The sequence below is a fragment of the Polynucleobacter asymbioticus QLW-P1DMWA-1 genome, from assembly GCF_000016345.1.
Classification (GTDB): Bacteria; Pseudomonadota; Gammaproteobacteria; order Burkholderiales; family Burkholderiaceae; genus Polynucleobacter; species Polynucleobacter asymbioticus.
The window spans coordinates 958,395-981,171 of the sequence record NC_009379.1 but is presented as its reverse complement, the minus strand read 5'-3'; the positions used below and the strand labels follow the sequence as shown (position 1 = coordinate 981,171).

The following is a 22,777-nucleotide window of genomic DNA, read 5'->3' as shown; positions in this document are numbered from 1 at the left end:
CTATGCCAATCCAATTTTTAGGCTTCGAACAAAAACGAATAACCGTACCTTCTGCAGATGGGCCAATTGAAATTGCTTGCCAGATAGGTGGCTCAGGACCGGCACTTTTACTTTTGCATGGTTTTCCTCAAACAAAAGCAATCTGGCATAAAGTAGGGCCAGCATTGGCCAAGAACTACACTGTAGTTATCCCAGATTTACGTGGATATGGCGCATCTTCAAAGCCTAATGGAAAAGATGATCATTCAACTTATTCCAAGCGTTCAATGGCTGCTGATCAGCATGCTTTAATGAAGGAATTAGGTCATGAGCAATTCTTTTTATTAGGGCATGACCGAGGGGGTCGGGTATCACATCGTTTAGCAATGGATTTCCCTCAAAGCGTAAAACGCCTGATGGTTTTGGATATCTCTCCAACGCTAGCAATGTATGAAAACACAACCATGCAGTTTGCAAGGGGATACTGGCATTGGTTTTTTCTTATTCAGCCAGCACCAATTCCAGAGGCGATGATTGCTGCAAACCCGGAATTTTGGTTAAAAAAACATATGGGTCGACATGCTGGTACTGGAATCTTTAGCGCTGATCGATGGACTGAATATCTTTCTGCTGTCAGTGACCCTCAATGCATGCATGCCATGTGTGAAGATTATCGGGCGGCCGCATCCATCGATTTAGTTCATGACCGAGAAGATAGGGCAGAAGGCAAAAAACTTGTGATGCCACTACGAGTTCTATGGGGCGAGCATGGGCTAGTTGAGAAGTGTTTTAAGCCCATAGATGACTGGAGCAATGCCAGTAAATCTGAAGTAACTGGAAAGGCCTTAGCCTGTGGCCATTACATTCCTGAAGAACTTCCAGATACCTTGATAGAGGAAGCGAGAACCTTCTTTTCACAAGGAGTGGGCGGGGAAGTTGCTGTAAAAATTAATAAAACCTAAATAAATCAATTATTTAGGTTTTATTGTTAGAGCAATATTTGAAATTACTCTGGATGAAAATTGTTGCTAGCCATGAAGCTAATAGTGCGCTCAAAGCCAAGAATGCGGATATATCGCCAAGCGATATCGCGATATTTGCTATCCAAGTAGCCAATAGCGACCTCAGGCGTACTTTTAGACAAGTCGATTTCTTGAATTGCACGGGCCCAACGTTTGAGTCTTGTTGACATATATGTCACCTCCATGTGCTTACAACGCATGTCAAAGGGCTCGAGATGACAAGAATTACAAAAAAATATCAAATTAACCAAAAATTGGCTAAATTGAGACAACTTTGTGAGGATTGAGGATATTTTGGGGGTCTAAGGCCCTTTTAAGAGTCTTCATGAGCTCATGGGCAACTTCACCCTTATGAGCCCTCAAGTCCTCTAATTTCAGCTGTCCAACCCCATGTTCAGCTGAAATGGACCCATGACAACGCTCAACTTGTGCATAAATAAGCTCATGAATAGGCTTTTCATGGATCAGATTAAAGGCTTTGGGGTCTACCCCGAGCGGAGGGGCAATGTTGTAATGCAGATTGCCATCCCCCAGATGGCCAAAATTAATGATTCTGACCCCGGGATATTGGGACCGCATTTGGGCGTCAGTCTCCTTGATAAAGTTGTCTAAAGAGGAAAGAGGGATCGTAATGTCATGCTTTAAATTGGCACCTTCTTCTGCCTGCGCTAACGTAATATGTTCGCGCATATGCCAAAAGCTATTTGCTTGACTTAAGTTATTGGCGATAACGGCATCTGAAATTAAGCCAGCTTCAAAAGCCTCTTCCAAAACGGTTTCCAATAGTTGTCGCACATGCTCCTCGCTTTCATGGTCTGAAAGCTCAATCAATATGGTGTAAGGAGGGTTTCCTTGTAAAGGATTTGCCATGTGCGGAAAATGCTTTTCATTCAGAGTCAATGACTCCTGCGTCATCATTTCAAAACCAGTGAGCAGTGATGTGGCGCGCTTCTGAAATAAATTGAGTAGGGCGATAGTAGATTCAATCGAATCAATAGCAACTAAAGTTGTCCATTGGGAAATAGGTAGGGGATATAGTTTCATTACAGCAGCTGTAATAATTCCCAAAGTACCTTCCGACCCAATAAAAAGATCACGTAAATCGTAGCCCGTATTGTCCTTACGCAACCCCTTTAAGCCATTCCAAATTTCGCCTTTTGCAGTAACTACTTCAAGACCAAGACAAAGGTCTCGAGTATTGCCATATCGCAGTACATTTGTACCGCCAGCATTGGTGGCTAAGTTGCCCCCAATCATGCAGCTACCTTCAGCACCAAGGCTTAATGGAAATAGAAAGTCCTGATCAGCAGCTTTATCTTGAACGGCTTGCAAAATGCATCCCGCTTCAAGTGTGATTGTTTGATTTGCTTTATCAATCTCACGAATGGCATTCATACGCTTGAGATTGAGGATGATTTGAGCGCCAGTGTTATCGGGGGTAGCCCCGCCACAAAATCCTGTATGCCCACCTTGGGGTACGATGGCTATTTGGTTTTTTGCACATAACTGAACTATCTGGGCTATTTCTTGGACAGTTTTTGGTAATGTGATTGCTAAGGCTTTACCGCTATATCTCTTGCGCCAATCATTTAAATATGGGGCCTTATCGTCATCATCAACCAATACGTTTGGGTGGCCAAGAATGAGAATTAATTCCTCAAGAAATTCGGACCTCATTCGCCTGCCTGTAATTTTTTCTTAGCCAAACTCTTTGCTTCCTTTTTAATTGGCTTTAAATAAATTAGTAAACAAACAAAACCAGTGGTAGCTAAAAAGGTTTCGAGAAACGCCAACCAAAAGTTAGCGCCTGACTCCAAAATTCTGACAAGGCCTTCGGTGATATATAGCAATATCAACATCGATGCCCACTGCATGGTATAGATCTTGCCACGCCATAGGCCGGGGATGGCAAATAACAAAGGTATGCCCTTGAGGATCAACCAGGAGCCCCCTGGTCGAAGTGGGGATAAAAACCATTCCCATGCAACGCAAAGAATAAATACATCTACAAATGCTGCAGTTGCTATTAATTGATAGGGATTTTTAGAAAGAATTTTTTTGTACATAACGGGGACTTAAGACTGAGTGCGCGCTAATCGAAGCGCAGTTTCTGCAAGTCGTTTGCCTTGAGCAAGCGCTAAACGCTTTTCTTCCGCACTGATTGGAGCTCTCCCATCAGCATGGGCAAGGTGAGTAACCCCATATGGGCTGCCGCCTGTTTGAGAGGACATTAGATCTGGCTCGCTGTATGGCAATCCCACAATCATCATGCCGTGATGTAACAAGGGGATCATCATGGTTATCAGGGTGCTTTCTTGACCGCCATGCAGACTGCCGGTGCTAGTAAAAACGCAGGCTGGCTTACCTATTAAGGCACCATTGAGCCATTGTGAGGTACTGCCATCCCAAAAATACTTCATGGGGGCTGCCATATTCCCAAAGCGCGTTGGTGAGCCCAAGGCTAGGCCGACGCATTCCTGCAGGTCGCTGTACTCCACATAGGGGGCACCATCATCAGGGATAGCAGGCTCACTAGCCTCACAGACAGTCGATACGGCAGGAACCGTGCGTATGCGGGCATTTGCGCCGGGAATACTCTCAATGCCTTCGGCAATCAGACGTGCTAAATCCCTGGTTGCACCATAACGGGAGTAGTACAAAACTAAAATATCGTGTTGGCTCATATTCTTCTCTTATGATACGGCGATGCGCTTATTTCGTAACCCCCAATTATGGCTCTCTCTAGCAAAAGAGATCTGGGAGCGAAATCGCGGTCAAAATTTGAACCAAATTGCCGGTGGATTGGCATTTACAACTACTTTATCTCTGGTACCCATGGTCACGATAGCCACTATTTTGATTAGCTATTTACCAAAGGTGATTCAGATTAAGAATGCCTTCAAAAACTGGTTGCTTGAAACCTACATGCCAGGAGGATTGAATGAGCAAGTCTTCATTTATCTTGATCAGTTTTCTGCACAAGCTAGAGGCCTAACTTTATTGGGTTTGATCAGTTTATTTATTACTGCAATCATGACCTTATCAGTGATAGAGAGCGCATTTAATCAAATATTCAAAGTAAAACTGCGTCGGCCTCTACATAAAAAAGTGGCCATTTATGCTACAGCAACTATTCTTGGTCCGATTCTCTTGGGGCTAGGCGTGTACTTAAGTGGAATTTTATTTAGTGCGGCTGAAGGGTGGACAGATTCAGTTTCAGCAGGGTTTAAATTGATTGCAACAATAGCCCCAATCATTTTGGCAATTATTGTGTATACGGTTGTTTATAAGGTTCTTCCTTATGCGCAGATTTCCCTATCCGATGCCTTCAGTGGGGGTTTTTTTGCAGCCCTTAGTTTTGAGGCAATGAAGTTTGGATTTGCCATATTTTTGACGCATACTGCTTTTTATAAAACGGTCTACGGTGCCTTTGCCATCCTCCCCCTAGCATTGCTCTGGATTTATTTAACTTGGTGGATAACCCTAGCGGGCGCTGTCCTAGTTGCCAATCTACCCAGCATCCGAAGTGGTGTTATTAGGGTTATTCGTTACTAAAAGCTCTCATCAATCGCTTGATTGATATGCCTCTTGGGGCTATATTGAAGTTTAAATACATCGCATTTGGAGACAAGATGAAAGTTCGTGACATATTGCGCGTGAAGGGCAGCACATTATTTACTGTTGCACCTGAGACCGCGCTCCAAACCGCAGTCTTGGTAATGAGTGAGCATGACATTGGCTCCTTAGTTGTGATGGACTACGAGAAGCTGGTCGGAATTTTGACTTTTCGAGAAGTCATAGCCGCATTAGCAAAACATCATGGCAAGCTAGACGGACTTCAAGTGAACAGCGTAATGAATCAAAAGCCATTGACTTGCAATATGGAAACTGAAATTGATGAAGTTCGACGCATGATGCTAGTTGATCATGCGCGCTACTTGCCAGTGGTTGACCAGAAGATGTTGATGGGCGTCATTTCTTTTTATGACGTTGCAAAATCAGTTGTTGAAGCGCAAGATTTTGAAAATACCATGCTTAAGGCCTATATCCGAGATTGGCCTGAAGATGCCGAAAAGGCGGCTAACTAGGCTTTCTGGGCTTAAATGCCTGACAAATGACATAATGTCGATATGTCAGGAAATACTTTAGGCCTCCTCTTTACGGTCACTACTTTTGGTGAGTCTCATGGTCCCGCTATTGGGGCTGTTGTAGATGGTTGCCCCCCGGGCATGACCCTTAGTGAGGCCGACATTCAAGCTGATCTTGATCGCCGTAAACCCGGTACCTCAAGACACGTTACTCAGCGCAAGGAAGAGGATAAGGTAGAGATACTGTCCGGTGTATTTGAAGGTAAAACTACTGGTGCACCCATTGGGCTTCTCATTCGGAATACTGATCAACGCAGTCAGGATTACGGCGATATATTGCAAACATTTCGCCCAGGACATGCGGATTACGCCTATCACTACAAATATGGTTTCAGAGACCCACGTGGTGGAGGGCGCTCATCTGCTCGCTTAACTGCGCCTGTTGTAGCTGCTGCTGCCATCGCAAAAAAATGGCTTAAAGAGCATTATGGCACAGAGTTTTATGGTTATATGGGCCAATTGGGCGAAATAGAGGTCCCATTTCAAGATAAAAAACACATTGCTGAAAATCCTTTCTTCGCTGCAAATTCAGAAATCATTCCTCAGCTTGAGGGCTATATGGATGAATTGCGAAAAGCAGGGGATTCATGCGGTGCTCGGATTGAAGTGCGCGCAAGCAACGTACCTATTGGTTTAGGCGAACCTCTTTTTGATAAGTTAGATGCCGATATCGCTCATGCCATGATGGGCATCAATGCGGTAAAGGGAGTGGAAATCGGTGCCGGCTTTAAATCGGTTTCTCAGCGTGGTAGCGTACACGGCGATGATTTGCATCCGGATGGTTTTGCTAGCAACAATTCCGGGGGCACCCTTGGAGGCATCAGTAGCGGTCAAGAATTACGGGTGGCGATAGCAATTAAACCCACCTCCAGCATCATGACTCCTAAGCATTCTGTCGATATCAAAGGCCAGCCAATTACGGTACAAACCAAAGGTCGCCATGATCCTTGTGTCGGTATACGAGCTACTCCAATTGCTGAGGCAATGTTGGCTTTAGTTTTAATGGATCATGCATTACGTCATCGCGCTCAATGCGGGGATGTTGAGTTGGCTGTTCCACCAATACCTGCTTCACGTCCAGGATCTCAGCTCGACTAACCATCGCCCCTTGAAATGACGCCTTCGCTACGCTGGGCCTTCGGGTCCTTTTTCTTTTTATATTTTGCATATGTCGGCCTAGTTTCACCCTACGCGAGTTTATTTTTCCTTGATAGAGGATTTAGCGTTATTGAGATTGCTGTTCTCATGTCGATGCTACAGATTACCCGCATTATTGGACCCTTTAGTTGGGGCTGGCTCTCTGATTATTTATCCAACCGCATTGGCATTATTCGAGTTTGCGCCTGTCTTGCAGCCTTAACTTTTTTATGCATTTTTTTCCTGCATAGCTATATCAGTTTCTTTATTTGGATGTTTGTACTTCACACCATTCTTAGCAGTCAAATGCCCTTGGGTGAAACTGCCACCATACATGCTTTATATAAAGATAATTCATTTGATAAGCGCTACGGACGTTTGCGCTTATGGGGCTCTATCGGTTTTATTGCGATGGTTCTTGTGGCTGGTGAATTATTTCAACGTAAAGGAATTGAAGTCTATCCAGTTGTAGGTTGCGTTGTCTTGATTGCCTTAGCACTAGTTACTTTTTGCCTCCATGAGCCCAAAATGGAGCGACGTAAGATGGTCAAGGGTGAGTTGCTTGTCGTTTTATTTAACCCAGATGTCCGATGGTTTTTGATCTCTGGGTTTTTCATGATCTTCGCTCACGCTGCTCTTTATGTCTTTTACTCCCTCTATTTAGCCGACCTTGGCTACAACAAATTTCAAATCGGGCTTTTCTGGGCTCTTGGAGTATCTTCTGAAGTGCTGTTTTTTTATTACCAAAATAAACTTTTAAGCCGCCTGGATGCCGAGGTAATACTCCAGGGTGCCTTTGGGATAGGAGTAGTACGCTTTATTTTGATTGCCTTCTTGCCAATAACATCGGTTTTAATTCTTGCGCAACTCATGCATGCCGCAACCTTTGCAGCCCATCACAGTGCGGCGACTAAGTTATTGCAACGCTGGTTTACGGGACCGCTTCAAGCTCGGGGTCAAGCCATTATGGCAACCGTTTCCTATGGTCTAGGTGGTACGATTGGTGGCTTGTGCGCGGGATGGATCTGGGAGCTCTCACAGCCAAGAGATGTTTTTGTAATGTCTGCTTTCGCCTGTGGGATAGCGGGTATGGCCATTCAAAAAATGAGGCCACGCCGCTATCCAGCGCATAAAGATTAACTGCTATTACGACTTATTGAATTTTGGCTTTAGCGCGGAGTTTTTGCATCATTTCTGAAAACTTGGCTTTCTGCCAATTCTGGTCCGATACGATCATTTGTTTGAGCTGAGGCTTTAATTCTTCATAGCTTGGAGCCTTTGTATCGCGAACTTCCACCATCTTAATAACGTGCCAGCCAAATTGTGATTTGACAGGCTTGTCGGTCATTTGACCATTTTTAAGTTGAACCATTGATTTCGAGAACTCGGGTACAAGAGCTTTTTCAGTTACCCAACCTAAATCGCCGCCATTAGCAGCTGATCCTGGATCTTTAGATTTTGTCTTGGCAATATCTTCAAAATTCCCGCCACTCTTAACCTGCACAATGATTGCTTTCGCATCACCTTCTTTTTCTACCAAAATATGTTCTACATGGTATTCCTTGCCAGCGTATTGATTCTTTACTGAATCGTAGGCTGCCTGGAGGTCAGCTTCTGAAACACCATCCTTTTCGACATAATCCTCAAAAACTGCAGCTACCAAGATACCGACCCGAGCTTGGTCAAGCTGTTCGCGCACAGATTCCTTTTGAATTACTCCGCGTTTATCTGCCTCTTGCAAAATCAGCTCTTTGGTTACCAACATTTCACGACCTTGGTTACGAACCTGAGGATTATCTGGCTGGCCTGATTTCTGAACTAGTTTATCTAGCTGCGCCTTGGGAATCGCTTTACCATTAACTATTGCCGCATTTTGTGCAAAAGCAGTTGTATAGAGCAGAGCGGAACTGATAAGGCTTGCTGTGAAAATTTGACGTGGATTCATGATGATAGGTAGTAAGTGATAAAGAATTTAAAGTACAGAGTTCAGAATGTTAAAGAGCCTAAGCTAAATATTCCCCGGGTGCATAAGCAAGAATCGTAAGAGCATGAATTTCTTTGGGAATATGCTTATGTAAGGCGGCATAGATGGCGCGATGGCGACCTACCAAATGGATGCCCTTAAAGGCAGGGCTAACGATAGCGACCTTAAAGTGCCCGCCACCGCTTGCAGCGCCTGCATGTCCAGCGTGTAGATGACTCTCGTCATCGATAATGAGGTGTTCAATCTCAAAAGATTCATGCAGATCTTTTTCAAACAAGGCAATACGCTGCTGATTGATATTCATTCTGCAGGGTGTTCAATATGTCGAGACATCCAAAACCCTTGCGCGATAACAAAAGCAATTAATAAACCAGTACTACCAAAAAGCTTAAAGTTCACCCAAGTCTCTTCAGAGTATTCAAAGGCGATATATAAGTTAAGAAAACCCATAAAGAAAAAGAAAGCAGACCACGCAAGATTCAGTTGATGCCAAACTGTATGGGCATGTGTAGGCTTTAGGGTGATTTGCTTACCCATTAAAACCTGGATCCAATTCTTATTGAAGAACTGAGCGCTCACAAAAAGGACTCCGGAAAATAACCAATAGAGCGCTGTCGGTTTCAAAAGAATAAAAGTGCTGTCATGCAAAAAGATGGTTAGGCTGCCGAAAACCATAATCATGATTAAGCTTACCCATTGCATTGCATCAATTTTTCGGTGACGGTAATAGACCCATAGGATTTGAACAATAGTCGCCACCATGGCCACAATAGTTGCCTGATAGATACCACCAAATTTATAGGCGATAAAAAATAAAATAATGGGGAAAAGGTCGAATAAAAATTTCATAGGGAGATTATCCAGTTATTTTAAGGTCAGTCCTATTTAGTCAATTTGGCGTTATCCCCAGGCTCAAAACTTAAGGAGGCTGAGTTAATACAATAGCGAAGGCCTGTAGGCATCGGCCCGTCATCGAAGACATGGCCCAAGTGGGCATCGCAGTGAGAGCAGCGAACTTCAGTTCTGATCATTCCGTGACTTGCGTCCTTTATTTCTTTGATTGCTGCGGCTTGTTCAGGTGCGTTATAGCTTGGCCACCCGCATCCAGCATCAAATTTAGTATTTGATAGGAAGAGCAGTGTGCCGCAACAAACGCACGAATATTTTCCCTGGTCCCAATGATCCCAATATTTACCCGAAAAAGGCCTCTCAGTAGCCGCCTCTCTAGTGACTCGATACTCAATATCGCTTAAAGATTGTTTATATTCTTGATCTGTTTTTTTCATTGCAACTCCAGAAAAATTGATTGACTTCGTTAGGAAGAGCAGCTCACATCGACTTTTTGCAGATCTTTTGGGGGTGCTATGGCATATTTTTCATGCTGAGGCTGATCATCAAATGGACGGCTCAAAATATTAAGCAGGGTTTTTATCTCAGCATAATCATGCTGTTGCGCCTTATTAATTGCTTCTTGGGCTAAGTGATTGCGTAGTATGAACTTTGGATTTACCCCATCCATCTTTATTTTCCTTGTCGCATCATCATCAAGCTCCATCTGTAGTCGCAAAAGATAATCTGACAACCATTGATCTATGGATACACGATCTATAAATTCATCTCTTAAGGCAATCGCATCTACGCAATCCGTTTTCTTAATATCACTGAGTTTGCGAAAGAGGGTGGTGAAGTCTACGCGTGAATCATGCATTGCCTGAAGTAATCGCTCCACCAACTTGATGTCATTTTCATGGTCTATAGCAAAGCCCAGTTTTCTTCTGAAAAGGGATTGCCAAGTGGACGCATAGCTTTTGGGGAAGATTTCCAGCGCATCGCGGAGAATATCTTGAGCTTTTTCTTCTGAATATTGATTTTCTAGCAACGGTATAAAGGTGCTTGCCAAACAAGCCATATTCCAATGCATGATCTGGGGTTGGCGATGGTAGGCATATCTACCAGCTTGATCACTGTGATTGCAAATATGATCGATTTGAAATTCATCTAAAAAACCAAATGGGCCATAGTCAAGCGTAATGCCAATTGCGCTGATGTTGTCGCTATTTAAAACACCATGACAAAAGCCTACCGCCTGCCATTGCGCCACTAGCTCAGCATTGCGGATGCAAATTTGTTTAAATAATTCTAAATAAGGATCTTTGCTAGAAAGGCAGTCTGGATAGTGCTCTTGAATTAATAAGTCAGCCAATTCTTTGACGCGAACCTGATTTTGCGAGGCAGCATAATGCTCAAAATGACCCACTCTTAAAAAACTGGGGGCTAATCGAGCGCAAACTGCAGCAGTCTCTATCGTCTCTCGCCTCACGGGCATGTCCGAACCAACAACTGAGAGCGCTCGACTGGTGGGAATGCCTAGGGCATGCATTGCCTCACTACAAAGAAATTCGCGTATGGATGAACGCAATACCGCGCGACCATCACCCATTCTGGAATATTGAGTTTTACCAGCACCCTTGAGTTGCAGTTCTTGGCCCGCAATTTCACCTAATAAGATAGCTCTACCATCGCCTAATTGACCCGCCCAGACTCCAAACTGATGACCGCTATAGGCAGTTGCTATGGGGTTTGAAAATTCATGGCTCGATGTTTTTAATTGATTGCCCGCCAAAACCTCAAGCCAAGATGAATCTACTGGGAGCCCAGAAGCATCCAGTTCAAGATGAATTAATTGAGAAGCCGAAGGGGAAAACGCAACCCAATATGGATCTGGAATTGGGGTGGGAAAGGTAGTCCGACAGGCGTCATCGCCGCTTAAGGTAAAGGCCATATGGGCTATTCTAGGTGTATTTCCAAAATCATGCCTAAGCCTCTAAAATCAAAATATGACCAAACAAGTTCAAATTAATCCGCAAACTCAACTTGCCAATCTAGGCGAGGAGTTGAATGTCCCTTTCTTAAAACTGCTTGGAGTTCGTTTCCTCAGTGCTGAAATGGGTAAGGGGGAGATTTTATTGGCTCTTAAGCCCGAACATACCAACACATGGGCGGTGGCTCATGGAGGTGTATTGCTAACACTAATGGATGTTGCGATGGCGGTCGCCGCTCGATCAGGAGATCCCGGGGATCGCAGTGTTGTTACGATTGAGTTGAAGAATAACTTTATGCAAGCGGCTAACGGTATTTTGCGCGTGAAGGCTGATACTGTTAGAAGAACTGCAACAATGGCTTTTTGCGAGGCAAAGTTATACAACGATCAAGGTGAGGTTTGCTGCATGGCCACGGGAACTTTCCAGTTCATAAAGCGCTTACCAACTCGCAATGCCGATGGTGAACGCGTCATCAATGAAGATCAACGTTCTAAATAAACCCTAGACCGAAAGATTTGAGCCGGGGGCAGTACTAAGCGCCCCTGTGATCACATCATGCCCCACAGTGCCAGTTGCATCAAAGCGACGCTCTACCATTTCAAAATGGCCATCTTTGCGAACCCTTAAGACGGTACTGGACCGAGTCCCATAAGAGGGCGTTTTAATGAAGGCTGCTGACAGAGCCTTTTCCCATTCCTTGCTCACACCAGTATTGGGTAATTCGCTGTCACTAGCATGATGTGTGTCGGCCAATAATTTTAAATACTGATCTGTATTTTTCAGTTGACCGCTATCCATTGCTAGCGCTTGGGCAAATGCAGAAATTCGATGGTTTACTTTTGGCCAAGGGGTATCGAGCATCGCATTTGATAACCCATAGACACCCGGACTTAATGGTTGAGGTGGAAAGATTTTGCGTGGTCGGACATTTTGACCCATCATCATGCGGTTGCTTACCCAATGCATTTCGGCATTTTGGGGGTTGCTGAGATCTGCCATTAACAAATTGAAGCCATTGTATTGAGAAAACCGTTTTGTATTTGTCTCAATAAAATTGGAAGGGCTTTGGTTGCCGGTAAGGTAGAGTAAAGAAAGCTCTCCACGCGTTCTGGCATCTGGATTCTTCTCGCTAGGCGCTCTTACATTTGTGAGCGCAGAAAACTTTCCTGTTTTAGTAAAGCCAAGCCAAGTTCCAGGGCTACCTAATACATCAGCGCGATCTCTACCAGCTAAAACATGAGGGTGCTCTTCCCAGTACGAAATACCTTCGGTATCGCGCTCATAAAATTCATCGCGATTAGCTGCCACCACTAAAGAGTAGTCAGGATGAGAATTCCATGCAAAAAGTATTAGGCACATAAATGCTTGGCTAAATCTTAAATTTCCAATAGAGGGTAAGGCAATGAATCTATTTTTAACATAGGTCCATCAGGGGCGCCTAGATGAATTGAACCACTTTCGAGCGCCTCTAATTTGCACTCCACCTGCAGATCAATCCTTCCGGACTCAAACATGCTTGGGGCGGATAGGACAACCATACCCGCTGGCTGATTTGAATCATCACTGTGAAATAGCTCAGTACCGGGTGATGTCAGTGCATCTTTTATCGAAGCATTAGTAATGTTTGCTAGAAAAAGTCGTCTTTTAATGGCGCCTCGATATTGACTGCGTGCCACGATCTCTTGGCCGGGATAACACCCTTTTTTGAAATCGACTCCAGCAACAGACTCAAAATTAATCATTTGAGGAACAAACTGCTCCTGCGTTGCTAATACGATTCTCGGAATGGCACTTAATACCTCTAGGTCGTTCCAGGCATCGATACCCCCTTCAAAAGGGGGCTCAGTTTTTTCGTTACCTAGCTTTGCAATAAGGTAGCGGGTGTATGTAAGCCCTTGTACTAAAACATTGGGGATCTCCGCTACCAGGCAATCTTGAGATGTTTTCAGATGTTCACATCCGTCATGAATAGCGGCATCAAAAAATCCTGATACATTCCATTCGGAAGACATGTCTATGACCTTCACCTTGGATCTCAGTACATACATAGCCAAGCGCTTAGCGGTAGTTGCTGCAATATCTTTAGAGATAAATAAAACATAGCGATCATCTGATGACTCAGAGGTAGGGAACAGACCTATCCATGCACTAGAAATGAGGCGCCCTTTAGGGCTGCAATATCCAACTAGCCTGACGGAGTCGGATGATTTGGCAATATCTGGGTCATGGGTGCGCTTCATACCTAGAAGCGAATTACTGAGTTGACTTTGTAAAAAACTAGTAGCGTCTGGCCCCTCAACGAAAATCATGCCCCATTGAGGCAAAAGGCATCCCCCTGAAATGGGTGGCTGAGACTTTATTGAAGCATTTTGAGTAATTTGATTCATGACCCTTTTATCATAGCCTGATGCGCAAAAAAATTCAGAGAAGAACGCTATTTAGCAAGAAAAAGTCAAAATCTCCAAATCTTGTGGCCTATCTACTTGGGTTGGCAGCTTTTTTTGTATTGATCTATGGTGCTATCTTTTTCTTGCCTGTCGTACCAGCCCAATCCAATGTGGCAGATTTAACTGTATATAAAGTCAAAATCAATCCCCAATCTAGTCTTGCATCTATAGCCGGTCAATTAAAAGAGCAGGGTATTGAGCTACCTTCATACACATTTCAAGTTAGTGCAAGAGCGCTATTCGTTGGCTCCAAATTGAAACCTGGCACTTACTTATTTTCTACCAACGCAAGTTTAGGCAAGATATTGCTTCAAATTGCTCGGGGAGATCGCATTAAAGAAAGTGTCGCGATTATTCCTGGAATGACAATTTGGCAAGTGAGGGACCTGGTGAATTCACATCCGGCACTAATACACCAAACCAAGAGCATGGACTCCAAAGAATTATTGCAGGCTCTTAATCTGAATTACCCAGGTGATGAAGGCATCTTTCTTCCTGATACCTATATTTTTGATCCCGATGATCTCGATATCACTATTTATCGACGAGCTTCCCAGGCTATGCAGAAACAACTCTCGCAATCATGGAGCAAAAAAGAGCCAAACTCACCCCTCAAATCGCCTTATCAATTGCTGATACTAGCCTCAATAGTAGAAAAAGAGACGGGCCGGTCTAGTGATAGGGGTTTAGTAGCTGCAGTCTTTATTAATCGATTAAACAAGGGTATGCCGCTACAAACAGACCCCACCGTTATTTATGGAATTGGCCCCAAATTTGACGGCAATCTCCGCAAGGCAGATCTTCGTAAAGATAGTCCCTACAATACCTATATGCGCAAAGGACTGCCACCAACACCAATCTCAATGCCAAGTAAGGACTCGATAGAGGCTGTCATTACCCCAGCATCAAGCAATGCTTTATATTTTGTTGCTAAAGGTGATGGCAGCAGTCATTTTTCCCAAAGTCTAGATGAGCATGAGGCTGCGGTGGATCGCTATCAACGCAAAATGAATTCCAAAGCATCTTCAAATTAATTGCTAAAACAACAATGACTAAGACATCACTTTATCCAGGATTTTTCATTAGCTTTGAAGGCATCGATGGGGCAGGTAAAAGCACCCATATTGAATCATTTAAAAAGTTGATGCAGGAACGCTATCCCGATCGCGAAGTGGTGATGACACGAGAACCTGGCGGAACACCTTTAGGTGAGCAGCTTAGAAATCTCCTTTTAGACGCACCCATGAATTTAGAAACTGAAGCGCTATTAATGTTTGCAGCACGAAGAGAGCATATTGCGCAAATTATTGAACCTGCACTGCTAGCTGGAAAAATTGTCATTTCGGATCGATTTACCGATGCGAGTTTTGCTTATCAGGGTGGTGGCAGAGGGTTAAGTCTTGCTAAATTAAATGATTTAGAGCAATGGGTACAAGGTCGTGCTGACGGCAAGCTACTTCAGCCAAACTTAACCATATTATTTGATCTTCCTGGTGAGATTGCGCAAGCTCGCCGCTCTAAAGTCAGAACCCCAGATAAATTTGAAAAATTAGACCTGGTATTTTTTGAAAAAGTTCGCCAAGAATACTTACGTCGCGCTCTTGAAGATCCATCACGTTTTCATAAAGTAGATGCCACTCAAACCCCAGAAGCAATCTGGAACGGTTTACAAGCTTTAGAGATTAATTGGTAGATGAGTGACCTAATGAATCTTTCTAACTCACCTGGGCAAGTAGCGCCTTGGCTTCAGCCTCTTTGGGATAGTTTAGATTTTAGTAACTTTCCCAACGCCCTTATATTACATGGTCAATCCGGCATTGGAAAATTTAACCTTGCCGTAGAACTTGCTAAAGCGCTGGTATGCGAAAGTACCTCAAGCGAACATAAACCCTGCAATCATTGCGAAGCGTGTCATTGGTTTAGCACTGGAAATCACCCTGACTTTATTGCACTTGTTCCAGAGACGCATCGAAGGCTACTACCACATGCTGAGTATGCCAGTGATGAACCCCCAAAAAAAGGCCGAGCCGCTCGCGATGATTTGGATGGTGAGGCAAGTGAAAAAAAAGAAAAGAAAAATATCTCCATTGAAGAAACGCGCCATGCAATTGAAAGCCTTTCCATTGGATCTCATCGAGGTGGAAATAGGGTTATTTTGATTTACCCTTTAGAAATGCTGCGCCACGATTCAGCCAATACTTTGCTGAAATCTTTAGAAGAACCCCCTGCAAATACTATTTTTATATTGCTTGCTGACCGCGTGGATCGAGTTTTACCTACTATACGATCACGTTGCCGTTTACTAACTGCGCCACGCCCAGATCGCGAGCAGGGGGTTGCCTGGCTAAAGTCTCAATTAGCTAACTTATCGGACATCAAAATCAATGATGCTGATATCGATACTATTTATGACGAGCAGGGAGGGGCGCCCTATGCAGTATTGGATTCCTTAATTGCAAGGCATAACAAGGACGACAAGGATGAGCTAACAATTGCAATTCAGGCATCTAGACTATTACTTCAATCGATGTCACAGGGCGGTCGAATGCCTTGGTTAGAAACGGCAGAGAAAATTCATAAGGCGCAGTATTCTTTTTTACTTGCCACCATGCAGCGCTGGGTATCGGATTTGCAAACTGTTGCGCAAGGTGGTACTCCACGGTATTACCCAAAGCACCTCAACACCCTAAATGCCTTGAGCCAATCAGTTCGTATTGCCAAACTTCTTCAATTTTGGAAGGCGCTGATTCAGGCGCGACGCTCGGAGAACCACCCCTTGGCAAGCCGAATACAGCTAGAAGCCTTGCTTTCTCAGTATCAACAAGCTTTTGAGGGCTAAATTCCACTAAGGCAGACTAAAATAGCGAGTCATGTTTATAGACTCCCACTGCCACCTCGATTTCCCTGAATTCCAAGCTCGTTTGCCGGAAGTATTGGCTAATATGGAAAAGGCACAGGTTAGCCATGGCTTATGTGTCTCAGTAGACATTCCTGACTTTCCAAAAGTGTTGCAACTAGCGCAAGATCATCCCCATTTATATGCATCTGTAGGCGTTCATCCAGATTATGAAGATACGCCTGAACCCAGCTTTGAATTCTTGGTGGATACAGCAAAAGCTAACCCTAAAATCATTGCTATAGGTGAAACTGGCTTAGATTACTTCCGAATGGGCGATCGAAGCTATGACTCTATGGAATGGCAACGAGATCGTTTCAGGACCCATATACGCGCTGCCATTGCCGCCAAAAAGCCTCTCATCATTCATACAAGATCCGCATCAGAGGACACAATCCGAATTTTGAAGGAGGAGGGCGCTCAATCCATTGGCGGCGTGATGCATTGCTTTACAGAAAGCCTGGATGTGGCCAAAAAAGCAATGGATTTGGGGTTTTACATCTCTTTTTCTGGAATAGTGACTTTTAAAAGCGCTAAAGACCTCCAAGAAACTTGCAAACAGGTTCCTTTGGAAAGAATGCTCATTGAGACAGATTCACCTTATTTAGCCCCAATTCCATACCGCGGCAAGACAAATGAACCAGCCTATGTGGCTAAAGTAGGCGAATTTATAGCCGAATTAAAGGGCGTTTCATTGGAAGCCCTTGGAAAGCAAACATCAGAGAATTTTTTTGATTGTTTTCAGATAGATAGAATTGATTCATGAGAAGTCACTTCTGGTTGAATCAGTCTCTATTTAGTCTATTAATGGCAATTGGATTGTCATGTTCTGCGCAAACAGAAGATCAAATCAATGACTTTAGTAAAGCCGCTAAGTTTGATGATGTCTCAACCGTGAAGTCCTTAATTTCTAAGGGAGTTAGTCCTAATACCGTGGATCCCAAGGGCAATCCAATGCTCAATTTAGCTATTCGGGACAAATCGACTAAGGTAACTGAATTTCTCCTTAAGGATCCGAATATTGACGTAGATTTATCCAATACCTATGGTGAAACACCCCTAATGATTGCTGCAATTGAAGGTGATTTGCCGGTAGTTAAAGAGTTGGTGCTACAAAACCATTCACGTGTTGACCATATTGGCTGGACGCCGATGCATTACGCTTGCTCAAAAGGCCAATTAGAGGTGGCTCAGTTTTTAGTGGCTAATGGTGCCGTAGTTGATTCAACCAGCTTAAATGGCACAACACCGTTGATGATGGCAGTGCAATCCGGCAATGAACAGCTTATTCGCTTCTTGCTAGACCAAGGTGCTGATATCAGCATACGTAACGGAATGGGTTACAGCGCTATTGATATTGCCGATATCTATGAGAAGCCTTGGATTAGTACTGGATTAAAGTCGCGTTGGCAAAAGGTCTACAAACAACCATATCCAGGGCCTTTAAGGCCGATCCCTGCCAAATCATCCTAATCACGGTTTGCGTATAATCATTATTATGTCAAACAAGATATTCCTCTAATTCTATACCCTATGTTCTACATATTAGAAAACCTAAACCTCCCCAGCCTATCTCAGTTCTTTGGTGAAATAAATGCCGATATGGCAAACCAGGACTTGTGGATTGTGATTGTGGCTGCCTGCTTAATGCTGGCCTTACATGCCATTGCCGTATTGGTGATTGCTGCAACATATCATGGCACCGATAGATTGATGACCAAAAAGCGTATTTATGGGGCTAGTTTTGTTTCTTACTTCATCGCAATCCTTTTGGTCATAGCGATGCATTTGAGTGAAATTGTGATTTGGGCCTATATATGCGTCGCACTTAAAGTGTTCCCAACCAATCCGCAAACCTTTTATTTCGCTGGAGAAATGTATACAACGGTTGGATTTGGAAATTGGACGCTTACTCAAAGCTGGAAAATACTACCGATCATTATTTCCTTTTCAGGCATTTTTGCTGTTTCCATGTCGGGTGCGGCGCTCTACACAATGATGAATTCTTTGCTTGGACATAACAAAGTTGTAGTTCCTGATGACGGGTCTAAGCTTTAGGCATTATTTTTGCACTGGATTTTTTTGCTTAAAAACCAGCTCTAGAACCCGACCATTGGACTCCACAGATCGAATTCTGCCTGGAAGCCACTCCAGGTCCTTAGCAAGCCAGATATCAACCTGGCGTTTATATGGGTCACTTTCACGCTGCATGAGTGCATAGTGACGATTCACAGCCTTTCCTAAGCTTGGAATATCTTCCGAGGTAGTCTCACCATAGCTTTTGAACTGCCATATCTCCAGAGTGTTGTAATCCACAACTGGAATAGCCCGCAGACTACCTGCCTCATCAATTTTGCTATCACCGTTTAATAAGGCAGCCAATTGAAACATAAGACTAAATCGATCTTGGGTGCCAGGAATAATAGGGGGTGAAAAGTCTGGCTTTTCTGAAAAATACATCTGCCCTCCTCCCTTTTCATCGCGATCAAATCTTGAATAACGTGGAGGGCGATCCCCTCGTTGAGACCAATAAATGGCTGGACTAATTCCATATGCATCTACTGAGCCACGTGACTCAAATATAAAAGGACCTACAAAGGCGTAGGGAATGTTCACATAAAGTCGGTAATTATTACCTTCTGTAATCCAATCGATTTCACCGGTTTGATATTTTTGCCCATCAACGTAAGAGTCGTAATAAATAATCCCTGATTCGGGTAATTTAAAGGGGGTACCCCGTTGACTTCCATCTACACCCTGCTCACCCACGCTTGAATTGGGTGTAGTTGTTAATGCCTGTTGGTTGGTTGTGGGAATACGCTTCTTGGGTGCTTTAGACATTTGTATTTTTTTAGGAGGCTCAATCCGCAATTCGGTTTTAATAATTAAGTCGTCCGGAAGCTCGGGTGAATTACTAAATGAAATAAACGGGATGCCAAAAAATAGTATGAGGTGTCCTAGTATTGAGAGAAATAGTGCGAGAACAATAATTCGCAATGATCCCGTGCGAAATTTATGTAAAGCAGTTACAAACACCGATGTAGTTCTCAGCGAATGCTCTCAAGTAAGCGGCTATTCTTAGGGAGATTAGCTGCTAAAAAATCCATTTGATCCGCTAGGATATTGCGGCCCTTGAGAATCATGTCTTCATAAAGGCTGGGCATATAAGGTGCATACAACAGGGCCATTCCGGCTTGTTCGGGCGTGCGATTACCTTTACGTTGATTGCATGGTCTGCAAGAAACAACCAAATTCATCCAAGTGTATTTTCCACCACGACTATTTGGAATGATGTGCTCGGCCTCTGCATGACTCTCTTGGATGACATCCCCGCAATATGCACACAGTCCACGATCTCGTTTGAAAAGTTTATGTTTGGTAATCACAGGCACTACATCAAAAAGATTAATCTTTGCTGTGCCTTTGATGGCAATGATGGAATGGAGCTCGATTGCCGATTGAAGACCGCTACTACGAGATATCCCACCACGCATTGTTTTAATAGGATCGCCTAGAGTCCATAAAATGTTTTGATCAGCGTATATCTTGGTAGCTTCCTCGGCATTTACCCAGCCTTGAGGAATTCCGCCTGCGTCTAATTTTAGGATGCTCAGCACAAACTCTCCTTTCTGGATGTATTTGAAATACTCAGAACTTCCTGAGTCATACTACAGAAGAAGTTCCCGGCCATCAATCCAAGGGCTTTATTGCTGGGAAATGAACTCTATAACTTGAGGAAGATGATTGGCATAATCCGCTATTCCATGATCGCTGCCTTCGAGCACTAGCTGCCTTGCGCCTTGATAAAATTCGACCATTTCGCGCCAATCCAGCAGCTCATCACCCTTTGCTGCAATCAAAAAATAGCGCTCAGGTTTGGTAATGTGATTTACCTGTAAGCCCTTCAGTTGAGCAATATATTCGGGGCGAAAGTCGAATGGCTCTTCGCTATCGTAAGAGGTCATCATGCCAACGTGGGGTTCCAGCTCCCTTGCCGCATAAACAGCAGGATTTAATGTGACTGCTTTACATGCATATTTCTCGGCAAGATAGTTAGCATAAAAACCACCTAAAGAAGACCCAATAACAATCAATCGGTCTGCTTTAGAAGAATCAATATGTGCGGTCACCATTTCCATGCTCTCCTTTGGAGATGCAAGCAATTGAGGGCAATACCATTCAATGGAATTATCTGCGGAAGATATTGCCTTTATTGCTTCACCCGTCATCATGGCTTTACTAGAGCGAGGCGATGAACGAAAGCCGTGCAAATAGACCACCAATGTTGATGCCATATATTTCCTTTAGGCCTTTTGCCCAATTTCAAAATTGGCAAGTTTTTCAAGTGCTTTGACCATTGCCGAGTGGTCCCATGCTTTACCGCCATGCGCCGAACAAGCATTAAAAAGTTCCTGGGCATTAGCAGTATTAGGCAATGAAACACCTAAGGCACGGGCGCTATTAAGGGCTAGATTCAAATCCTTTTGGTGTAATTCAATTCGAAAACCAGGATCAAAAGTTCGCTTTACCATCCGCTCGCCATGAACTTCCAATATTTTGGAACCAGCAAATCCACCCATGAGGGCTTGACGTACCTTAGCGGGATCGGCGCCAGCTTTGGAAGCAAAAAGCAAAGCTTCTGCTACAGCCTCGATATTAAGAGCCACAATAATTTGATTGGCAACCTTTGCAGTTTGACCATCTCCATTGGAACCCACTAAATTAATATTTTTTCCCATCAGGTCAAAAATAGGTTTTACTTTATTAAATACTCCCTCCTCACCACCAACCATGATGGAAAGGGTTGCATTTTTAGCACCTACTTCTCCGCCTGAAACTGGAGCATCTAAATAGTCGCAGCCCAAAGCATTCATTTTTTTGGCAAATTCTTTAGTCGCTATAGGTGAGATTGAACTCATATCCACTACAACCTTCCCCTTGCTCAGGCCGCTAGCAAGACCATGCTCACCAAATAATACTTTTTCTACATCCGGGGTATCAGGCAGCATCAAAAAAATAAGGTCTGCTTTTTCTGCAACTTCTGATGGTGTTTTACATTGAATGGCTTTTGAGTTGGCAAGGTCTGGTGATACTTTGCTACGGGTATTAATAAAAACTTCGTACCCTGCATTTACTAAGTGTCCAGCCATTGGGGCACCCATGATGCCTAATCCAATAAAACCTAGTTTTAGTTGTCCGCTCATTCTGTCTACCCTCGTTTTAATAAGTGTTTGCCATCAAGCTAAGATCTTAACAAAGAAGTAAATGGACTTTAAACATGATATTTAGTGGTATTTGAGGGAAATACCCTTAAAAAATAGGCTAATATTGTGATTAGAAGCTTTTTTACTAAAGGGAAAAAATGAATATCAAATTTGCACAAATCGCACTGGCAATTACTGCGGTTTTAGCCGGCTCTTCAGCAGCTATGGCTCAATCTGCTACAGCCTCATCTTCAGATAACAAGCCAGCCGTTATTGATGCCACTGCTGTCGATAATAGCTACCTGCTTTACGAGGGTGATGTAGTCAAGGTTGATAAAAAGAAAAGGACAATTACCTTTAAAAATAAAGAGGGTGAGTCTAAATTTGTTGCGGGATCCGATATTACCAATTTCGATCAAATCAAAAAAGGCGATCACTTAAGCGTTACTTATCAATTGGCCGTGGCTATTGAATTGATTAAAACTAAAAGCAATGGCATTCGCAGCAAGGTCGAAACAAATACCATTACCAATTCAAAAGCCAATGAAAAGCCATCTGAAAAAATTGCAAATAAGACAACCATCATCGCTGATATCGTTGAAGTCAATCGTGAAAAGAAATTGGTATCTGTAAAGGGCCCAAGTGGAAAAATTACTACTGTCACTGTAAAGAACCCTGCCCTATTGGCTGATGTTAATGTTGGCGAACAGGTAAAAGTGATTTACTACGATGCAATGGCTGCATCGATTACAACCCCAAAGAAGTAATACTTAGACAATGATTGTTTTTTTATTGGCCCTACAGCTGGTGGTTTCGGCGCTGTATTATTTATCGGCGCCGTTCCACCTGACTTGGCCAGTAGTAGTATTTTGGCTAGCTAATTCTGTGAGTGTAGTGTTTTTAATAAAACATCATCGAGAGTTGGCGGGCCAATTCAATTCAACGCTAAAGAAGTATCGACTGCTATTTACCATCACATTAATTATTTCGGAAATCATTATTAATCTAGTTTCCGAGGATTATGTAGCTGATAACTTTCATGGCTTCATTAGCGATACTGAAGTTCTTTTGACTGGGATGACTTTAGGCGTTTTATGGCACTACGAATTAACAAAAAATATTAAAAAAGTTCTTTAAC

Annotated in this window: 29 protein-coding genes; 14 read left to right on the top strand and 15 right to left on the bottom strand. The window is 43.5% G+C overall.

The features are described 5' to 3' along the window. The first annotated feature begins 2 nt into the window (after positions 1–2). Positions 3–941, top strand: coding sequence for an alpha/beta hydrolase (locus PNUC_RS05135; RefSeq protein WP_011902824.1), 939 nt, complete (start codon positions 3–5; stop codon positions 939–941). A 44-nt stretch (positions 942–985) separates the two neighbouring features. Here the strand turns inward: PNUC_RS05135 and PNUC_RS05130 are convergent, their stop codons facing one another. From PNUC_RS05130 to wrbA, 4 genes are all read right to left on the bottom strand, one after another. After that, complete coding sequence (locus PNUC_RS05130; RefSeq protein WP_048812093.1) at positions 986–1,171, bottom strand: hypothetical protein; 186 nt, start codon at positions 1,169–1,171, stop codon at positions 986–988. Between the two features lie 88 nt (positions 1,172–1,259). Continuing rightward, positions 1,260–2,678 carry an FAD-binding oxidoreductase gene (locus tag PNUC_RS05125; RefSeq protein ID WP_011902823.1) on the bottom strand — a complete coding sequence of 473 codons (1,419 nt, stop codon included), beginning with the start codon at positions 2,676–2,678 and terminating at the stop codon, positions 1,260–1,262. Continuing rightward, positions 2,675–3,067, bottom strand: coding sequence for a DUF2069 domain-containing protein (locus PNUC_RS05120; protein WP_011902822.1), 393 nt, complete (start codon positions 3,065–3,067; stop codon positions 2,675–2,677). The genes PNUC_RS05125 and PNUC_RS05120 overlap by 4 nt, the downstream gene beginning before the upstream one ends. 9 nt (positions 3,068–3,076) lie before the next feature. Continuing rightward, on the bottom strand, positions 3,077–3,685 hold the full coding sequence (gene wrbA, locus PNUC_RS05115) for an NAD(P)H:quinone oxidoreductase (RefSeq protein WP_011902821.1): 609 nt from the start codon (positions 3,683–3,685) through the stop codon (positions 3,077–3,079). A gap of 22 nt (positions 3,686–3,707) precedes the next feature. On the opposite strand from wrbA, the gene PNUC_RS05110 reads away from it, so the two are divergent. The 4 genes from PNUC_RS05110 to PNUC_RS05095 all read left to right on the top strand — a co-directional run bounded on the left by PNUC_RS05110 (position 3,708) and on the right by PNUC_RS05095 (position 7,426). After that, on the top strand, positions 3,708–4,556 hold the full coding sequence (locus PNUC_RS05110) for a YihY family inner membrane protein (protein ID WP_011902820.1): 849 nt from the start codon (positions 3,708–3,710) through the stop codon (positions 4,554–4,556). 77 nt (positions 4,557–4,633) lie between these two features. After that, the gene (locus PNUC_RS05105) at positions 4,634–5,089 is read left to right on the top strand and encodes a CBS domain-containing protein (protein WP_011902819.1); all 456 of its coding nucleotides are present in this window, start codon (positions 4,634–4,636) and stop codon (positions 5,087–5,089) included. 42 nt (positions 5,090–5,131) lie between these two features. Continuing rightward, a complete protein-coding gene (aroC, locus tag PNUC_RS05100) occupies positions 5,132–6,247 on the top strand; it encodes a chorismate synthase (RefSeq protein WP_011902818.1) in 1,116 nt (371 codons plus the stop codon). A gap of 15 nt (positions 6,248–6,262) precedes the next feature. Beyond that, positions 6,263–7,426 carry an MFS transporter gene (locus tag PNUC_RS05095; protein ID WP_011902817.1) on the top strand — a complete coding sequence of 388 codons (1,164 nt, stop codon included), beginning with the start codon at positions 6,263–6,265 and terminating at the stop codon, positions 7,424–7,426. A 13-nt stretch (positions 7,427–7,439) separates the two neighbouring features. On the opposite strand, the gene PNUC_RS05090 is transcribed toward PNUC_RS05095, so the two are convergent. From PNUC_RS05090 to PNUC_RS05070, 5 genes are read right to left on the bottom strand one after another with little or no spacing between them, the layout of a single operon-like run. Next, complete coding sequence (locus PNUC_RS05090) at positions 7,440–8,231, bottom strand: peptidylprolyl isomerase (protein WP_011902816.1); 792 nt, start codon at positions 8,229–8,231, stop codon at positions 7,440–7,442. 58 nt (positions 8,232–8,289) lie between these two features. After that, entirely contained in the window at positions 8,290–8,574 is a 285-nt protein-coding gene (locus PNUC_RS05085) for a BolA family protein (RefSeq protein WP_011902815.1), read from the bottom strand. After that, positions 8,571–9,119: a septation protein A gene (locus tag PNUC_RS05080; protein ID WP_011902814.1), complete on the bottom strand. Its 549-nt coding sequence runs from the start codon at positions 9,117–9,119 to the stop codon at positions 8,571–8,573. The genes PNUC_RS05085 and PNUC_RS05080 overlap by 4 nt, the downstream gene beginning before the upstream one ends. 32 nt (positions 9,120–9,151) lie before the next feature. Beyond that, the gene (gene msrB / locus PNUC_RS05075; protein WP_011902813.1) at positions 9,152–9,556 is read right to left on the bottom strand and encodes a peptide-methionine (R)-S-oxide reductase MsrB; all 405 of its coding nucleotides are present in this window, start codon (positions 9,554–9,556) and stop codon (positions 9,152–9,154) included. A gap of 29 nt (positions 9,557–9,585) precedes the next feature. Further along, positions 9,586–11,052, bottom strand: a complete 1,467-nt coding sequence (locus PNUC_RS05070; RefSeq protein ID WP_011902812.1) for a protein adenylyltransferase SelO — start codon at positions 11,050–11,052, stop codon at positions 9,586–9,588. Positions 11,053–11,107: 55 nt separating this feature from the next. On the opposite strand from PNUC_RS05070, the gene PNUC_RS05065 reads away from it, so the two are divergent. Next, positions 11,108–11,590 carry a PaaI family thioesterase gene (locus PNUC_RS05065; RefSeq protein ID WP_011902811.1) on the top strand — a complete coding sequence of 161 codons (483 nt, stop codon included), beginning with the start codon at positions 11,108–11,110 and terminating at the stop codon, positions 11,588–11,590. 3 nt (positions 11,591–11,593) lie between these two features. Here PNUC_RS05065 and PNUC_RS05060 read toward each other — a convergent pair whose 3' ends face one another. Together PNUC_RS05060 and ygfZ are read right to left on the bottom strand one after the other, a co-directional pair. Beyond that, positions 11,594–12,451: an NRDE family protein gene (locus PNUC_RS05060; protein WP_011902810.1), complete on the bottom strand. Its 858-nt coding sequence runs from the start codon at positions 12,449–12,451 to the stop codon at positions 11,594–11,596. 17 nt (positions 12,452–12,468) lie between these two features. Then, positions 12,469–13,479: a CAF17-like 4Fe-4S cluster assembly/insertion protein YgfZ gene (gene ygfZ / locus PNUC_RS05055; RefSeq protein ID WP_011902809.1), complete on the bottom strand. Its 1,011-nt coding sequence runs from the start codon at positions 13,477–13,479 to the stop codon at positions 12,469–12,471. 20 nt (positions 13,480–13,499) lie between these two features. Between ygfZ and mltG the strand changes: the two genes are divergently transcribed. The 6 genes from mltG to PNUC_RS05025 are packed head-to-tail and all read left to right on the top strand — an operon-like array spanning position 13,500 to position 18,493. Beyond that, positions 13,500–14,573 (top strand): endolytic transglycosylase MltG, encoded by a 1,074-nt coding sequence (mltG, locus tag PNUC_RS05050; protein ID WP_011902808.1) that lies wholly within the window; start codon positions 13,500–13,502, stop codon positions 14,571–14,573. Between the two features lie 14 nt (positions 14,574–14,587). After that, on the top strand, positions 14,588–15,232 hold the full coding sequence (gene tmk / locus PNUC_RS05045) for a dTMP kinase (protein ID WP_011902807.1): 645 nt from the start codon (positions 14,588–14,590) through the stop codon (positions 15,230–15,232). Between the two features lie 12 nt (positions 15,233–15,244). Then, positions 15,245–16,378 (top strand): DNA polymerase III subunit delta', encoded by a 1,134-nt coding sequence (locus PNUC_RS05040; RefSeq protein ID WP_011902806.1) that lies wholly within the window; start codon positions 15,245–15,247, stop codon positions 16,376–16,378. Between the two features lie 31 nt (positions 16,379–16,409). Further along, a complete protein-coding gene (locus PNUC_RS05035; protein ID WP_011902805.1) occupies positions 16,410–17,201 on the top strand; it encodes a TatD family hydrolase in 792 nt (263 codons plus the stop codon). After that, entirely contained in the window at positions 17,198–17,908 is a 711-nt protein-coding gene (locus PNUC_RS05030) for an ankyrin repeat domain-containing protein (protein WP_011902804.1), read from the top strand. Before PNUC_RS05035 ends, PNUC_RS05030 begins: the two co-directional genes overlap by 4 nt. Positions 17,909–17,968: 60 nt before the next feature. After that, positions 17,969–18,493: an ion channel gene (locus PNUC_RS05025; protein ID WP_011902803.1), complete on the top strand. Its 525-nt coding sequence runs from the start codon at positions 17,969–17,971 to the stop codon at positions 18,491–18,493. A 3-nt stretch (positions 18,494–18,496) separates the two neighbouring features. Here the strand turns inward: PNUC_RS05025 and PNUC_RS05020 are convergent, their stop codons facing one another. The 4 genes from PNUC_RS05020 to glxR form a co-directional block, all read right to left on the bottom strand. Then, a complete protein-coding gene (locus PNUC_RS05020; RefSeq protein WP_201721384.1) occupies positions 18,497–19,276 on the bottom strand; it encodes a DUF3108 domain-containing protein in 780 nt (259 codons plus the stop codon). A gap of 206 nt (positions 19,277–19,482) precedes the next feature. Next, a complete protein-coding gene (locus tag PNUC_RS05015; protein WP_011902801.1) occupies positions 19,483–20,052 on the bottom strand; it encodes an HNH endonuclease in 570 nt (189 codons plus the stop codon). Between the two features lie 87 nt (positions 20,053–20,139). Beyond that, positions 20,140–20,730: a YqiA/YcfP family alpha/beta fold hydrolase gene (locus tag PNUC_RS05010; RefSeq protein ID WP_011902800.1), complete on the bottom strand. Its 591-nt coding sequence runs from the start codon at positions 20,728–20,730 to the stop codon at positions 20,140–20,142. A 9-nt stretch (positions 20,731–20,739) separates the two neighbouring features. After that, the gene (gene glxR / locus PNUC_RS05005; RefSeq protein ID WP_011902799.1) at positions 20,740–21,639 is read right to left on the bottom strand and encodes a 2-hydroxy-3-oxopropionate reductase; all 900 of its coding nucleotides are present in this window, start codon (positions 21,637–21,639) and stop codon (positions 20,740–20,742) included. 158 nt (positions 21,640–21,797) lie between these two features. Between glxR and PNUC_RS05000 the strand changes: the two genes are divergently transcribed. Together PNUC_RS05000 and PNUC_RS04995 are read left to right on the top strand one after the other, a co-directional pair. Next, on the top strand, positions 21,798–22,406 hold the full coding sequence (locus PNUC_RS05000) for a hypothetical protein (protein ID WP_011902798.1): 609 nt from the start codon (positions 21,798–21,800) through the stop codon (positions 22,404–22,406). 10 nt (positions 22,407–22,416) lie between these two features. Beyond that, positions 22,417–22,776 (top strand): hypothetical protein, encoded by a 360-nt coding sequence (locus PNUC_RS04995; RefSeq protein WP_011902797.1) that lies wholly within the window; start codon positions 22,417–22,419, stop codon positions 22,774–22,776. The last annotated feature ends 1 nt before the right edge of the window (position 22,777 follow it).

Excerpts from the sequence above, each read along its gene's own strand:
- tmk (WP_011902807.1), top strand. The coding sequence starts at position 14,588 with ATGACTAAGACATCACTTTATCCAGGATTTTTCATTAGCTTTGAAGGC.
- mltG (WP_011902808.1), top strand. The coding sequence starts at position 13,500 with ATGCGCAAAAAAATTCAGAGAAGAACGCTATTTAGCAAGAAAAAGTCA.
- glxR (WP_011902799.1), bottom strand. The coding sequence starts at position 21,639 with ATGAGCGGACAACTAAAACTAGGTTTTATTGGATTAGGCATCATGGGT.
- ygfZ (WP_011902809.1), bottom strand. The coding sequence starts at position 13,479 with ATGAATCAAATTACTCAAAATGCTTCAATAAAGTCTCAGCCACCCATT.
- PNUC_RS05120 (WP_011902822.1), bottom strand. The coding sequence starts at position 3,067 with ATGTACAAAAAAATTCTTTCTAAAAATCCCTATCAATTAATAGCAACT.
- PNUC_RS05070 (WP_011902812.1), bottom strand. The coding sequence starts at position 11,052 with ATGGCCTTTACCTTAAGCGGCGATGACGCCTGTCGGACTACCTTTCCC.
- PNUC_RS04995 (WP_011902797.1), top strand. The coding sequence starts at position 22,417 with ATGATTGTTTTTTTATTGGCCCTACAGCTGGTGGTTTCGGCGCTGTAT.
- PNUC_RS05020 (WP_201721384.1), bottom strand. The coding sequence starts at position 19,276 with ATGTCTAAAGCACCCAAGAAGCGTATTCCCACAACCAACCAACAGGCA.
- PNUC_RS05065 (WP_011902811.1), top strand. The coding sequence starts at position 11,108 with ATGACCAAACAAGTTCAAATTAATCCGCAAACTCAACTTGCCAATCTA.
- PNUC_RS05125 (WP_011902823.1), bottom strand. The coding sequence starts at position 2,678 with ATGAGGTCCGAATTTCTTGAGGAATTAATTCTCATTCTTGGCCACCCA.
- PNUC_RS05040 (WP_011902806.1), top strand. The coding sequence starts at position 15,245 with ATGAATCTTTCTAACTCACCTGGGCAAGTAGCGCCTTGGCTTCAGCCT.
- PNUC_RS05080 (WP_011902814.1), bottom strand. The coding sequence starts at position 9,119 with ATGAAATTTTTATTCGACCTTTTCCCCATTATTTTATTTTTTATCGCC.
- msrB (WP_011902813.1), bottom strand. The coding sequence starts at position 9,556 with ATGAAAAAAACAGATCAAGAATATAAACAATCTTTAAGCGATATTGAG.
- PNUC_RS05135 (WP_011902824.1), top strand. The coding sequence starts at position 3 with ATGCCAATCCAATTTTTAGGCTTCGAACAAAAACGAATAACCGTACCT.
- PNUC_RS05095 (WP_011902817.1), top strand. The coding sequence starts at position 6,263 with ATGACGCCTTCGCTACGCTGGGCCTTCGGGTCCTTTTTCTTTTTATAT.
- PNUC_RS05060 (WP_011902810.1), bottom strand. The coding sequence starts at position 12,451 with ATGTGCCTAATACTTTTTGCATGGAATTCTCATCCTGACTACTCTTTA.
- PNUC_RS05130 (WP_048812093.1), bottom strand. The coding sequence starts at position 1,171 with ATGTCAACAAGACTCAAACGTTGGGCCCGTGCAATTCAAGAAATCGAC.
- PNUC_RS05025 (WP_011902803.1), top strand. The coding sequence starts at position 17,969 with ATGTTCTACATATTAGAAAACCTAAACCTCCCCAGCCTATCTCAGTTC.
- wrbA (WP_011902821.1), bottom strand. The coding sequence starts at position 3,685 with ATGAGCCAACACGATATTTTAGTTTTGTACTACTCCCGTTATGGTGCA.
- PNUC_RS05090 (WP_011902816.1), bottom strand. The coding sequence starts at position 8,231 with ATGAATCCACGTCAAATTTTCACAGCAAGCCTTATCAGTTCCGCTCTG.
- aroC (WP_011902818.1), top strand. The coding sequence starts at position 5,132 with ATGTCAGGAAATACTTTAGGCCTCCTCTTTACGGTCACTACTTTTGGT.
- PNUC_RS05010 (WP_011902800.1), bottom strand. The coding sequence starts at position 20,730 with ATGGCATCAACATTGGTGGTCTATTTGCACGGCTTTCGTTCATCGCCT.
- PNUC_RS05085 (WP_011902815.1), bottom strand. The coding sequence starts at position 8,574 with ATGAATATCAATCAGCAGCGTATTGCCTTGTTTGAAAAAGATCTGCAT.
- PNUC_RS05000 (WP_011902798.1), top strand. The coding sequence starts at position 21,798 with ATGAATATCAAATTTGCACAAATCGCACTGGCAATTACTGCGGTTTTA.
- PNUC_RS05030 (WP_011902804.1), top strand. The coding sequence starts at position 17,198 with ATGAGAAGTCACTTCTGGTTGAATCAGTCTCTATTTAGTCTATTAATG.
- PNUC_RS05105 (WP_011902819.1), top strand. The coding sequence starts at position 4,634 with ATGAAAGTTCGTGACATATTGCGCGTGAAGGGCAGCACATTATTTACT.
- PNUC_RS05035 (WP_011902805.1), top strand. The coding sequence starts at position 16,410 with ATGTTTATAGACTCCCACTGCCACCTCGATTTCCCTGAATTCCAAGCT.
- PNUC_RS05110 (WP_011902820.1), top strand. The coding sequence starts at position 3,708 with ATGCGCTTATTTCGTAACCCCCAATTATGGCTCTCTCTAGCAAAAGAG.